Genomic DNA, 11,817 nt, shown 5'->3' with positions numbered 1-11,817 from the left:
AGGAACACCTGCCATGGAAGTTTCCCGTATCCGTGCCCTGCGCGGCCCCAATCTGTGGAGCAAGAACACGGCGATCGAGGCCATTGTTTCTTGTGCCGACGCCGAGTGCTCCATCGACGACCTGCCCGAGTTCGAAGCGCGCCTGCGCGCGCGGCTGCCGCAAATCGGGCTGATGCGCCCCGAAGGGCATCAAGAGGCCGTATCCATCGCGCATGTCTTGCAGATTGCCGCGCTGACAATGCAGGCGCACGCCGGTTGCCCGGTCACCTTTGGCCGCACGTCGGCCACCATCGAGCCCGGTGTGTTCCAGGTGGTGGTGGAATACAGCGAAGAAGCCGTCGGCCTGCTGGCGATGGAACTGGCCCAGCAGCTCGTTCGCGCCGCGCTGGACGACACGCCGTTCGACCTGGCCGATGCGCTCAAGCGCTTGCGCGATCTGGATGAAGACGTGCGCCTGGGACCCAGCACCGGGTCCATCGTGAACGCCGCCGTGGCGCGCAACATTCCCTATCGCCGGCTGACGCAAGGCAGCATGGTGCAGTTCGGGTGGGGCAGCAAGCAGCGCCGCATCCAGGCCGCTGAAACCGACCGCACCAGCGCCATCTCGGAATCCATCGCGCAGGACAAGGACCTGACCAAAATGCTTCTGGACGCCGCTGGCGTGCCGGTGCCGATGGGCCGTTCCGTGACGTCGGCCGAAGAAGCCTGGGAAGCCGCGCAAGCGCTCGGCGGCCCGGTGGTGGTCAAGCCCCGCGACGGCAGCCAGGGACGCGGCGTCGCCGTCAATATCGAGACCCGCGAACGGGTGATCCAGGCTTTCGAGGCTGCCGAGGAAATCAGCTCGGAAGTCATCGTCGAACGCTATATTCCCGGCCACGATTTCCGCCTGCTGGTGGTGGGCGGCAATATGGTGGCGGCGTCGCGCCGCGATCCGCCGCAGGTCACGGGCGACGGGCAGCACACCATCCGCGAACTGGTTGACCAGGTCAATGCCGACCCCTTGCGCGGCGACGGGCACGCCACCTCGTTGACCAAGATCCGCTTTGACGACATTGCGCTGGCCACGCTGCAAAAGCAGGGTTTCGACGCGGATTCCGTGCCGGCGCCCGGCACCCTGATCTTTCTGCGCAACAACGCCAACCTCAGTACCGGCGGGTCGGCTACCGACGTGACCGATGAAGTCCACCCCGAGATGGCGGCACGCGCCGTGTCCGCGGCCCGCATGATCGGCCTGGACATCTGCGGCGTGGACGTGGTGGCCGAAAGCGTGCTCTTCCCCTTGGAAGACCAGCATGGCGGCGTGGTGGAAGTGAACGCGGCGCCGGGGCTGCGCATGCACCTGACCCCCTCTTTCGGCAAGGGCCGCCCCGTGGGCGAAGCCATCATCGCCAACATGTACGCCGACGGCGACGACGGCCGCATTCCGGTGGTGGCGGTGGCCGGCACCAACGGCAAGACGACCACGGTGCGCCTGACCGCCCATCTGATGGGCGCGGCCGGCAACCGCGTCGGCATGACCAATTCCGACGGCGTGTACGTCAACAACCTGCGCATCGACACGGGCGATTGCAGCGGCCCGCGCAGCGCGCGCAGCGTGCTGATGCACCCGGACGTGGACGCCGCCGTGTTCGAAACGGCGCGTGGCGGCATCTTGCGCGAAGGCCTGGCGTTTGACCGCTGCAACGTGGCCATCGTCACCAACATCGGCATGGGTGACCACCTGGGCCTGGGCTACATCAGCACGGTGGAAGACCTGGCCGTGGTCAAGCGCGTGATCGTCCAGCACGTGCACCCGACGGGCACCGCGGTGCTAAACGCCGCCGACCCCATCGTGGCCGAGATGGCCGGCAGTTGCCCTGGCTCCATCACCTACTTTGCCGAAGACCGCAACCACCCGGTGCTGACCACGCACCGCGCACAGGGCCTGCGTTCGGTGTACCGCGACGGCGACGCGATCGTGGCCGCGCAGGGCGCACAAGAAATGCGCTTTCCGCTGTCCGACATCCCGCTCACGCGCAACGGCACGATCACCTTCCAGGTTGAAAATGCGATGGCGTCGATTGCGGCGGCCTGGGCCTTGGGCCTGGACTTGGACGTCATCCGCCATGGCTTGGCCACGTTCGTCAACGACGCCCAGACCGCGCCCGGACGCTTCAATGTGTTCGACTACCGCGGCGCCACGGTCATTGCGGACTACGGCCACAATCCCGACGCGATCCTGGCCCTGGTGCGTGCGGTGGACGCCATGCCCGCCAAGCGCCGTTCAGTGGTCATCAGCGGGGCGGGCGACCGCCGCGACGAAGACATCCGCATGCAGACGGCAATCCTGGGTGCGGCGTTTGACGACGTGCTGCTTTACCAAGACCAATGCCAACGCGGACGCGCCGACGGCGAAGTGCTGGCGTTGTTGCAGGAAGGCCTGGTCGGCGCCCCGCGCGTGCGGCACATTGAAGAAATCCACGGCGAATTCCTGGCTATCGACACCGCCTTGGCGCGGCTGCAAGCCGGGGATCTGTGCCTGATCCTGGTGGACCAGGTGGAAGAGGCGCTGGACCATATCGCCAAGCGCATCGCGCAGCCGTAGCCCTGGACCACGGTGGATAGACCCACGCGGTAACTCAACCGCCGCAAACGCAAACGGGGCGCCGAGGCGCCCCGTTTGCATTGCCCGGCCATGCCGCCATGCGGCCACTGCCATATGGCCCATGGCCATACCAAGCACCGCCCACGGCCTTGGCCGATGCGATCAGGCGCTGGGCGTGGTCACCGCCTGCGTGGGCGCCGTGGCCTGGTACCGATCCGTCACGTGCGTGCAGCCCACTGCCGCCATGGCGGCCAACGTCAGCAAAATCGCGCTGCAAAGTCGTTGCGTCATGCGTGCCCCTTCCTTTTTCGTTGATGAAGCATGAAGTGTCGAACCACTGAGTGTTCCGTCACGACTATACCGGCCCACCCTCAACCCAACCAGTGCCGCGCGTCTCGAAAAGCCCCGCATCTTCCGTTACGAGGCCCGCTCAAAAGGGGACAAGACATTGCCGGAATGTAACTCCTGCTCTGTCGCCAACCTGCTCTTTTTTCCGTCGGAAAGCGCGCCAGGAACCCGCTTTTTCGCTGTTACATTTACCCACAGCGAGGTTTGACAGCTCCAGGAGCGGCCCGTACGGTGGGGGCTAGCTGATCAGTGTCCTAGTCAACCGCGACTGCAAGACTTATAGGCCATAAGCCTTGTGTCGCACGCAGAGAAGAAGAGAGGTCACCATGAACAACGACATCATCGCCGGCAAGTGGAAGCAAATGACTGGCAAGGCCAAAGCCGCCTGGGGTGAACTCACCGACGACGAATTGACCCGCACGGAAGGCAATGCCGAACGCCTGGCCGGTCTGATCCAAGAGCGCTACGGCAAGACCAAGGAAGAAGCGCAAAAGGAAGTCCGGGATTTCTTCGATCGCAATCCCTGAACACCGCCCCGCCTTGATCGGTCGAAACCACTGGAGAAGCTGACATGTTGCATTACGCCGTAGTTTTCTTCGTTATCGCGATCATCGCGGCGGTTCTCGGCTTTGGCGGCATTGCCGCCGGGGCCGCGGGTATCGCCAAGATCCTGTTCTTCGTATTCCTGGTGCTGGCGCTCTTGTCCATCTTGAGCGGCGCCTTGAAAAAGAAATAGAACACGGCGATAGAACGCATACCCCTACACAAGAAAGTTGATCGTCTGCCGCGCCGCCTTTTTTCGCGGCAGACCATACAAACAAGGAGCACGACTATGGAATTTCGCAAGCTGATCGCCGCCGCCGCACTGGGAACTGGCGCTGTCTTCACTTCCATGGCTTTTGCTGCGAATGACGGCAAGCCCGAACAGTCGGTGGGCGAGTACGCCTCCGACGCCACCATCACCACCAAGATCAAGGCCGCCTATGTTGCCGACAAGCAATTGAGCGCCCTGGATATCGCTGTGGAAACCAATAACGGCGTTGCGACGCTGACTGGTACGGTGGGCACGGCGGCTGAAGCCGATCACGCTGCCAAGGTCACCCGTGGCATTGAAGGCGTGAAGCAGGTGAAGAACAATATCAAGGTCGACGCCGCCAAGAACAAGTAAGCCAGAGCATGTAGCAGGACGGCCCCGTTCCATACCGAGGCCTAGAGAGAGTACGGCGCCTGTGGCTGACACAGGCGCCGTTTTTTTTTGGCGTATCGGTTCCGCCGACGCGCCGTCAGATACTGATGGTGCCTCGTCCGATTTCCAAGGCGCGGCCACCCACCTGGATGCGGCCATCGGCCAGCACGTCCAGCAGCAGGCGACACGGCCTGCCCATCTGGTCGCCCTGCTCCACTAGGATGCTGGCCGGCAAGGGCCGTTGCTGGTGTATCAGCCAACCACCCAGATTGGCGCAGGCCGAACCCGTGCCCGCATCTTCGTCGACGCCCCCGCCCGCCTTCGCGAAGAAATAGCGCGCCACCACCACCTGGCGAGCATCGCGCAGATTGCCTTCATCAAACGCAAACACGTACAGCGTCTTGCGGCCCAGGCTGCTGGCTTGCCAGCGACTGAGCTTCGATGCGTCCGGCGCCGCCCGGCGCACCGCATCCACGTTGGCCAGGGGCACCAGCAATTGGTCCGCGCCGGTGTCCACCCAGATCGGGTCGGCCGCAAGGTCATCCGTGGTCAGCCCGACCAGCGCCGCGATCTCGGCGCGGTCCAGTTTGGGCGTCGCTGTCTGGACGCCACCCGGGCATGGCGCGGTGAATGTCCAGGCGTCGCCTTGTGCTTGCACCGGCACAAGGCCCGCGGCAAATTCCAGCATCAGGGCATCGCCCGTTTGGCGCAGCTCGCGCACCACTTGGGACGTGCCGATCGTGGGGTGTCCCGCGAACTTCATTTCGTAGCCAGGCGTGAAGATGCGCACGCGCGCGTCGGCGCTGTCAGACGGCAGGATGAAGGTGGTTTCGGAAAGATTGAACTGCGCCGCCAGGTTCAGCATCGTGGCGTCGTCCATGCCGCGCGCGTCTTCGAACACGCAAAGCTGGTTGCCGCTGAAGGTGGTGGATGCAAAGACGTTAAGCAGGCGAAAGGCGTAGGAGGTCATGAACTGGCGGGTAAACGTCAAAGCGCCGATGGACCGGCAAGGCATTCCACTTTATCGCAGTGTCGCGCCGCCAGCCATCAAGCAGTGCTTACCAGATTGCAAAGAAAAACACCCATGCCAGGCAGAACGGCACCAGACCCGCAGTCAGTACAAGCCACGCGGCGACCTTGCGCACGCTGCTTGCCACGCGCGGCTTGAGCAAGCGCGCAAACAGCCGCAGGGTCCACAGCACCGCCAGCGTCAGCAGCGTGAAGCGTACCGGCCCGGCCCAGGCGGCTTGCACCCCTTCATGTTTGAGCAGGTTGACCGTGGTGGCCGACAGGCCCAGGAACACGCCGATGCCCGCCGACGGAATCAGCGCCTGCGCCAACTTGTGCACGCCCGGACGAATCCAGCGCCAGGCTGGCGCGTCGGCCACGGCAGCCGCGGGCGCAAGCCGGTCCGCGATCCACAGCGACAGGAAGCTTGCACCGCCCACGATGATGGTGGCGCCCACGACAAACATCAGGATGCCCGCGCCGTCCAGCCACGAAAAGCTGTCGTTCACGTCGGGGTAGTGCGTCAAGATGAACCAGGGCGCGTTGTCCATCAACGGCCACAGGATGTCGCGCTCGACCAGCCAGGTCGCGGCCCATTGCTTGGCCGTCACGTACCAGGGGCTGGCGCTCCAGAGAAAGGCGCCGATGGCGATGCCCATCAAACCAAAGCACAGCAAGGCGGTCTGCCAGGCGTCGCCGTCGGCGACATGCACGATTTCTTCTTCGGGCGAACGCGGCGTCAGTTCGATGGCGCCACGGTAGCCGCTGCAGCGCCCGCACACATGGCAGTCGCCCGCGCCCTTCATGTGACGCAGCGGCACCAGCGGCGCACAGTTGATGGGTTCGATCCGGATGACCGGATGGCGCCACTTTTCTTCATCTACCTTGAAGTGCCAGGGCGCGAGCTTGGCCAGCAGATTGAACACGCCGTTGACGGGGCACAGGTACTTGCACCACACGCGCTTGCTGCGGCCGTAGCGCCACCCCACGATCATCGCCGCCACGGTGGACCCGCCCAGCACCACCAGCACGGCAAGCGGGTATTGATAGACGCTGACAAGCTGACCGTAGACCGTGGTCAGGGCGAAGGCCACGAAAGGCCAGCCGCCCCAGCGCATCCATTTCGGAATGGCGCGGCCCTGCCCGCGCTCACTGGCCCACTCGGTCAGCATGCCTTCGGGGCACAGCCAGCCGCACCAGGCGCGGCCCAGGATGGGCATGGATATCAACACGAACGGCCACCATACGCCCCAGAACGCAAACTGCGCGACGATGGTCAGGTTGTTGAACACCGATGCCGCGTTATCGGGCAATGGCATGATCGCGGGCACGATCAACAGGAACGCGTACAACGCAACAATGCCCCACTGCAGCTTGCGCAACAGCGGGGCATGGTCACGAAGAAAATCGGCGATCCGGGAGGTCGCCCTCCCGAGTACAGCAGCCATGATCAAACCTTCATTATTCAGTCCGGCATCACGTCGGAATCAGGATGCATTGCGGGACGGGGCCGGGGTAGGCACCCGAGCGGGCTTGTCGCCCACCCAGCGCAACAGCGCCCAGACCACGAGCCAGTAAGCCACCCACAGCAAGACCGAGGTCAGGGCCGGGAAGGCGCGGTAACCCGCGAAGTCCGCCAGCACCTTGCCCACGCCGCTACTGTCGTCCAACAGCCACGAGCTGTCCCACACGGGGTCGATGATCGTGGGCAGCACGTCCAGCGAAATCAGGTGGTCCAGGCCGCTCACCAGTAGCGAACCGGCCAGCAGCAGCAACAGGATTTCGGTCACGCGGAAGAAGCGGCGCCACGTAATCAGCTTGCCGCCAAGTTGCAGCAGCCAGAACGTCAGCAAGGCCACCGCAAAGCCGGCCACGCCGGCCAGGGCCAGCATCAGCATGTCGCTGCCGCCTTCGCCCGCCGACACGGTGCCATACAGGAACACCACCGTCTCGCTGCCTTCGCGCGCCACGGCAATGGCCACCAGCACGAACAGGCCCCACCAGTTGTCGTTGGCAACCGAGCTGCGCGCGCCGCTTTCCAGTTCGCTCTTCAAGGTGCGCCCGTGCTTTTTCATCCACACGACCATCTGCACGACCAGCGCGCAGGCCGCCAGCGACATGATGGCCTGAAACCATTCCTGGCCTTCGTCGCTAAGCCAGGACGACACGCCCAGCAACACCAACGCCAAGGCCACCGCCAGCGCCAGGCCCGCCGCGACACCGCCCCACAGGTAGTTCAGCCCGCGCTTGCCTTCGGGCGTGGCGCGCAGCCAGGTATACAAGATACCCACCACCAGCAACGCTTCGACGCTTTCACGCCAGACAATAAATAGAACCTGTTCCATGTGTAGCTACCGCTTATTCCTTGGGCTTGACGACCAGGGTGCCTTTCACGGCTTGGTGAAAGTCATCAAAGAAGGGATATTCGCCAGGGCGGGAAATGGTGATGACCACGAAGGACTTCACCCCCGGACCCAACACTTTTTCCTTGCGCAATGGAATGCTCTCGAATTCCACCGGCTCGTTGCTTTCGTTGATGAGTTCAATCTTGAAACGGCCGGCGGGCACCTCCAGGGTGGCCGGCTCGAACGTGCCGTCCGGCTTGAACCTGAGCGTGAATGTCGGCAGTTCGGCCGCCTGCGCGGGCGCCATGCCAGCCAGGCTGGCCAGGCCGATCAAACCGGCGGCAATCAGGCGATGCAGGCGGCGCACGATCAATATCCGCCCTTCTTGCCGGTGCCGGCGTAGACGAATTCGTAGTCCAGTTCAAAGGGCTCGAACCACGGACCCACGCCGGTTTCCTTGTCGATGTGGCGGCCGAAGTGGGCCATCTTGTTTTGGGACGGCGGCAGGATCGTGTACTTCAGCTTGTACTTGCCGGGGCCTTCCAGCTTGACGTTGTCGCCATAGTGCGGGCCGTCGTTGGCCACCATGGGCATGAAGGTGCCCTTCTGCACGTTCTGGCTGCCGACCTTCTGGATTTCAAAATTCACGACCAGATACGGCACCCACTCGCCTTCGGGAAAGCCGGTCTTGTTGCCCGCGGTAGCGTGGATATCAGCCTCAAGGTGGACATCCGAATCCTTGGCGGGACGCATCATCCCGGGCGGATCCATTTCGATCGGCTGCAGGTACACCGCGCCGATTTCCATGCCGCCCTTTTCTGCCGGCTTGCCGATGGGGTATTCAGCCGCATTCGCGGCAGACACGCTCAGGGCGACGATGGCCAGCGCCAAGGCTTTCTTGATCATGTGGGTAATCCTTGAGACACAAATGAATGGCGGTTCGATAAACATAAACAAGAACCGTTTGCATTAATGTAACGAAAAAAACTGACATCACCCTGAACCGAAAGGTCCGGAATGCATCAGTTCATTGCGTTTGCTCAAGGCAGAAAACCGCCACAAAAAAGCCGGCAAGGCAGATGCCATACCGGCTGCTGGCGGAGCCAAGGGCGAGAATGCGCCCTGGCCTGTCGACGCTTACTTGCGGCCCTGGCCCGGCGTGCTGCCGGGCGTGAACGGGAACGTCGAGAACATTGCGCGCGTCTGGTCCTGCATCTGGTCTTGCATCTGCACGAACAGGTTTTTGCTCTGGTCGATGTAGTTGTTCATCATGTTTTGCAGCATGGGCGTTTGCACGTTCATGAACTGCGTCCAGGCTTCCGGTCCGAACTGGCTGCCGTACAGCCCCTTGGACTGTTCCGCCATGCGCGTCTGGATTTCCATGAAGGCCTGGATGTTCTTCTCAAGGTAAGAACCCATGATGCCCTGCATGGCATGTCCGTAAAAACGGATGATCTGCGACAGCATGTTCGACGAGAACATGGGCATGCCGCCGCTTTCTTCTTCCAGGATGATCTGCAGCAGGATGCTGCGCGTCAGGTCTTCACCGCTCTTGGCGTCGACCACCTGGAATTCTTCGTTGGCCAGAACCAGTTGCTTGACATCTGCCAGAGTGATGTAGGTGCTGGTCCGGGTGTCGTATAGGCGACGGTTGGGATATTTTTTAATCAGGCGCAGGCTGGCGCCGGTTTGTGCTTGCGTCATGTGTGTCCCCGGATCGGGCGATCTCTAAGACTTCGAATAAGGTGGAGTGTAATGCCGGAAGGCCCTCTCCCCGAGGCCTTCCAGCGCCTTGGGCCGCCGGGGGCGGCCCGCTAGCCGTCAGCCCATGTGCAGGCCGCCGTTGAGCGAGAAGTCCGCTCCGGTGGAAAAACCGGACTCGTCCGATGCCAACCACGACGTCATCGACGCGATTTCCTCGGGCGTGCCCAGGCGGCGCACCGGAATGGTGGCCACGATTTTTTCAAGCACTTCGGGGCGGATGGCGCGAACCATGTCGGTGCCGATGTAGCCGGGCGAAATGGTGTTGACCGTGACGCCCTTGCTGGCCACTTCCTGCGCCAACGCCATGGTGAAGCCGTGAATGCCGGCCTTGGCCGTGGAATAGTTGGTCTGGCCGAACTGGCCCTTCTGCCCGTTTACCGAGCTGATGTTGATGATGCGGCCCCACTGCCGTTCAACCATGCCCTCGATGACCTGCTTGGTCACGTTGAACAGGCTGTTCAGGTTGGTGTCGATCACCGCGCGCCAGTCGTCGGCGCTCATTTTGCGGAACAGGCCATCGCGGGTGATGCCCGCGTTGTTGACCAGCACGTCGACGCCGCCCAGTTCGGCCGTGACCTTCTCGAAGGCCTTCACCGTGGATTCCCAGTCCGATACGTTGCCCACCGATGCGTGGAACGTGTAGCCCTGCGCAGCTTGCTCATCCAGCCATTGCTGGTAGTTGCGGCTGGGGCCGCAACCTGCCACGACGCGAAAGCCATCCTTGGCCAAGCGCTGGCAAATAGAGGTGCCGATACCGCCCATCCCGCCTGTTACGTAAGCCAGTTTTCCGCTCATTGGACTTCCTCCTGTGTGCGACGGACGCCTCGTTGATTAACTTTCTTCTTGATCCCGGGCAAACCGCGTCGTGCGGTTTCAGGCTGCCCTGACCTTTACATACCTGCCAGGCGCCGGCTCGATCGGCTGGTGCTTGGCATTGCCTAATTTTGTACGCGCCTTGACCTGCTTGCCGGAATGGTCCGCCAGCCAGGCCGTCCAGTCCGGCCACCAACTGCCGGCCTGTTCCGTGGCTTGCGCGAACCAGGCATTTGGATCGCCCGGCATCTCATGGCCCTTCTGGCCCAGCTTGTCGGCCACCCAGTAGCTGCGGCGCTTCTTGGCGGGCGGATTCACCACCCCCGCGATGTGACCCGACGCCCCCAGCACGAAACGCTGGGGTCCGCGCAGCAATTGCGTGGACGCATAGGCCGACACCCACGGCACGATGTGGTCTTCACGCGAGCCGAAAATATAGGCCGGCATGGTCAGGCGCGTCAGGTCCAGCGGCATGCCGGCGGCTTGCGCGCGGCCCGGCACTTTCAGATTGTTCTCAAGATAGGTATTGCGGAAATACCAGGAGAAGAACGGGCCCGGCAGATTGGTGCTGTCGCCATTCCAGAACAGCAGGTCGAACGGCGGCGGCTTCTGGCCCTTCAGGTAGTTGCCGACCACGTAGTTCCAGACCAGCTCATTGGGCCGCAGGAACGAGAACGTGGTGGCCAGGTCGCGGCCGGGCATCAGCCCGCCGTTGCCAAGCTGATGATCGCGCAGCAGCGCATGGGCTTCGTCGACAAAGACGTTCAGGATGCCGGTGTCGTGGAAGTCCAGCAGCGAGGTCAGCAAGGTCAGCGAGGCCACCGGGTGTTCGCCACGCGCCTCGGCCAGCGCCAGCGCCGAGGCCAGCATCGTGCCGCCCACGCAGAAGCCCAGCGCGTTGACCTTGGGCTGCTTGGTGATGCCGCTGGCCACGCGCAGCGCTTGCAGCACAGCGTCGTCCAGGTAATCGGTCCAGGTGGCGCGGTCCACCCCGTCGTCATCACTGGCCACCGGGTTGCGCCACGAAATCAGGAACACCGTGTAGCCCTGCTCGACCGCATAGCGCACGAAGGAATTCTCGGGCTGCAGATCCAGGATGTAGAACTTGTTGATGTTCGGCGGCACGATCACCAGCGGGCGCTCGTGCACCGTGGCCGTCGAGGGCGCGTATTGGATCAGTTGGAACAGCTTGTTTTCGAACACCACTTCGCCGGGCGTCACCGCCACGTTGCGGCCGATCTCGAATTGCGATTCGTCGGTTTGGGTGATGCGGCCTTTCTTGACGTCGCCCAACAGGTTGGCCAGGCCTTCGTTCAGGGCGCGACCGGCGCTTTCCACAATGGATTGCTGGGCGTCCGGATTCAAGGCCAGGAAGTTCGACGGCGACAGCGCATCGACCCATTGCATGATGGAAAACCGCAGCCGGTTGCGCATGGGTTCGCTGACCTGGGCCGCGTCGACCATGCGCTGCATGGCGCGCGCCGACAGCAGGTAGGTATGCGCAAGAAGCAGGTGCGAGTTGTTGGCGGCCCAGGCATCGCCGGCGAAGCGGCGGTCGGCCGGGGGCACGAGCGCGCCGCGCCGGGCGTCGTCACAAAGGCGCTGCCATTCGCGAGAGAATTCGGCCTGAATGTCGGCCAGGATTTCCGGTGCCACGCTCACCGGAATGGGACCTGCGGAGAGATTGGCGTTCACTTCCACACCTTGTTATCGACACTGCTCAATTGATGTTGCATTCCGGGTCCATCACTGTCAATGCGGGTATACAA

General features: G+C 63.1%; 13 protein-coding genes. 4 read left to right on the top strand and 9 right to left on the bottom strand.

Going from position 1 to position 11,817, the window contains the following annotated elements; genetic code table 11:
• The first annotated feature begins 13 nt into the window (after positions 1-13).
• On the top strand, positions 14-2,584 hold the full coding sequence (cphA, locus tag ELS24_RS07780; RefSeq protein WP_127183792.1) for a cyanophycin synthetase: 2,571 nt from the start codon (positions 14-16) through the stop codon (positions 2,582-2,584).
• 162 nt (positions 2,585-2,746) lie between these two features.
• Here cphA and ELS24_RS31500 read toward each other — a convergent pair whose 3' ends face one another.
• Positions 2,747-2,875: a hypothetical protein gene (locus ELS24_RS31500; protein ID WP_275066563.1), complete on the bottom strand. Its 129-nt coding sequence runs from the start codon at positions 2,873-2,875 to the stop codon at positions 2,747-2,749.
• 383 nt (positions 2,876-3,258) lie between these two features.
• Between ELS24_RS31500 and ELS24_RS07775 the strand changes: the two genes are divergently transcribed.
• From ELS24_RS07775 to ELS24_RS07765, 3 genes are all read left to right on the top strand, one after another.
• Entirely contained in the window at positions 3,259-3,459 is a 201-nt protein-coding gene (locus ELS24_RS07775; protein WP_050447836.1) for a CsbD family protein, read from the top strand.
• Between the two features lie 44 nt (positions 3,460-3,503).
• The gene (locus ELS24_RS07770) at positions 3,504-3,668 is read left to right on the top strand and encodes a DUF1328 domain-containing protein (RefSeq protein WP_083447431.1); all 165 of its coding nucleotides are present in this window, start codon (positions 3,504-3,506) and stop codon (positions 3,666-3,668) included.
• Positions 3,669-3,764: 96 nt separating this feature from the next.
• A complete protein-coding gene (locus tag ELS24_RS07765; RefSeq protein WP_050447835.1) occupies positions 3,765-4,100 on the top strand; it encodes a BON domain-containing protein in 336 nt (111 codons plus the stop codon).
• 115 nt (positions 4,101-4,215) lie between these two features.
• Here ELS24_RS07765 and ELS24_RS07760 read toward each other — a convergent pair whose 3' ends face one another.
• The 8 genes from ELS24_RS07760 to ELS24_RS07725 form a co-directional block, all read right to left on the bottom strand.
• A complete protein-coding gene (locus ELS24_RS07760) occupies positions 4,216-5,088 on the bottom strand; it encodes a PhzF family phenazine biosynthesis protein (protein WP_127183791.1) in 873 nt (290 codons plus the stop codon).
• Positions 5,089-5,176: 88 nt separating this feature from the next.
• Positions 5,177-6,574: a 4Fe-4S binding protein gene (locus ELS24_RS07755; protein ID WP_127183790.1), complete on the bottom strand. Its 1,398-nt coding sequence runs from the start codon at positions 6,572-6,574 to the stop codon at positions 5,177-5,179.
• A gap of 39 nt (positions 6,575-6,613) precedes the next feature.
• A complete protein-coding gene (locus ELS24_RS07750; protein ID WP_127183789.1) occupies positions 6,614-7,471 on the bottom strand; it encodes an FTR1 family iron permease in 858 nt (285 codons plus the stop codon).
• Positions 7,472-7,484: 13 nt separating this feature from the next.
• Entirely contained in the window at positions 7,485-7,778 is a 294-nt protein-coding gene (locus tag ELS24_RS07745; RefSeq protein WP_127186274.1) for a cupredoxin domain-containing protein, read from the bottom strand.
• 62 nt (positions 7,779-7,840) lie between these two features.
• The gene (locus ELS24_RS07740; protein WP_050447832.1) at positions 7,841-8,377 is read right to left on the bottom strand and encodes an iron transporter; all 537 of its coding nucleotides are present in this window, start codon (positions 8,375-8,377) and stop codon (positions 7,841-7,843) included.
• A 231-nt stretch (positions 8,378-8,608) separates the two neighbouring features.
• Positions 8,609-9,175: a polyhydroxyalkanoate synthesis repressor PhaR gene (gene phaR / locus ELS24_RS07735; RefSeq protein WP_006218172.1), complete on the bottom strand. Its 567-nt coding sequence runs from the start codon at positions 9,173-9,175 to the stop codon at positions 8,609-8,611.
• 117 nt (positions 9,176-9,292) lie between these two features.
• Positions 9,293-10,030 (bottom strand): acetoacetyl-CoA reductase, encoded by a 738-nt coding sequence (gene phbB, locus ELS24_RS07730; RefSeq protein WP_050447831.1) that lies wholly within the window; start codon positions 10,028-10,030, stop codon positions 9,293-9,295.
• Between the two features lie 78 nt (positions 10,031-10,108).
• Entirely contained in the window at positions 10,109-11,743 is a 1,635-nt protein-coding gene (locus ELS24_RS07725) for a PHA/PHB synthase family protein (RefSeq protein ID WP_127183788.1), read from the bottom strand.
• Positions 11,744-11,817: the final 74 nt, after the last annotated feature.

This window comes from Achromobacter spanius (assembly GCF_003994415.1).
Taxonomy (GTDB): domain Bacteria; phylum Pseudomonadota; class Gammaproteobacteria; order Burkholderiales; family Burkholderiaceae_B; genus Achromobacter; species Achromobacter spanius_C.
The sequence above is the reverse complement of the archived record's forward strand: the minus strand, read 5'-3'. Positions and strand labels throughout refer to the sequence as shown.

Bases quoted from the DNA above. Each gene is read 5' to 3' on its own strand.
- ELS24_RS07760 (WP_127183791.1), bottom strand. From the start codon at position 5,088: ATGACCTCCTACGCCTTTCGCCTGCTTAACGTCTTTGCATCCACCACC.
- ELS24_RS07775 (WP_050447836.1), top strand. From the start codon at position 3,259: ATGAACAACGACATCATCGCCGGCAAGTGGAAGCAAATGACTGGCAAG.
- phaR (WP_006218172.1), bottom strand. From the start codon at position 9,175: ATGACGCAAGCACAAACCGGCGCCAGCCTGCGCCTGATTAAAAAATAT.
- ELS24_RS07770 (WP_083447431.1), top strand. From the start codon at position 3,504: ATGTTGCATTACGCCGTAGTTTTCTTCGTTATCGCGATCATCGCGGCG.
- ELS24_RS07765 (WP_050447835.1), top strand. From the start codon at position 3,765: ATGGAATTTCGCAAGCTGATCGCCGCCGCCGCACTGGGAACTGGCGCT.
- ELS24_RS07745 (WP_127186274.1), bottom strand. From the start codon at position 7,778: ATGGCGCCCGCGCAGGCGGCCGAACTGCCGACATTCACGCTCAGGTTC.
- phbB (WP_050447831.1), bottom strand. From the start codon at position 10,030: ATGAGCGGAAAACTGGCTTACGTAACAGGCGGGATGGGCGGTATCGGC.
- ELS24_RS07750 (WP_127183789.1), bottom strand. From the start codon at position 7,471: ATGGAACAGGTTCTATTTATTGTCTGGCGTGAAAGCGTCGAAGCGTTG.
- cphA (WP_127183792.1), top strand. From the start codon at position 14: ATGGAAGTTTCCCGTATCCGTGCCCTGCGCGGCCCCAATCTGTGGAGC.
- ELS24_RS31500 (WP_275066563.1), bottom strand. From the start codon at position 2,875: ATGACGCAACGACTTTGCAGCGCGATTTTGCTGACGTTGGCCGCCATG.
- ELS24_RS07755 (WP_127183790.1), bottom strand. From the start codon at position 6,574: ATGGCTGCTGTACTCGGGAGGGCGACCTCCCGGATCGCCGATTTTCTT.
- ELS24_RS07740 (WP_050447832.1), bottom strand. From the start codon at position 8,377: ATGATCAAGAAAGCCTTGGCGCTGGCCATCGTCGCCCTGAGCGTGTCT.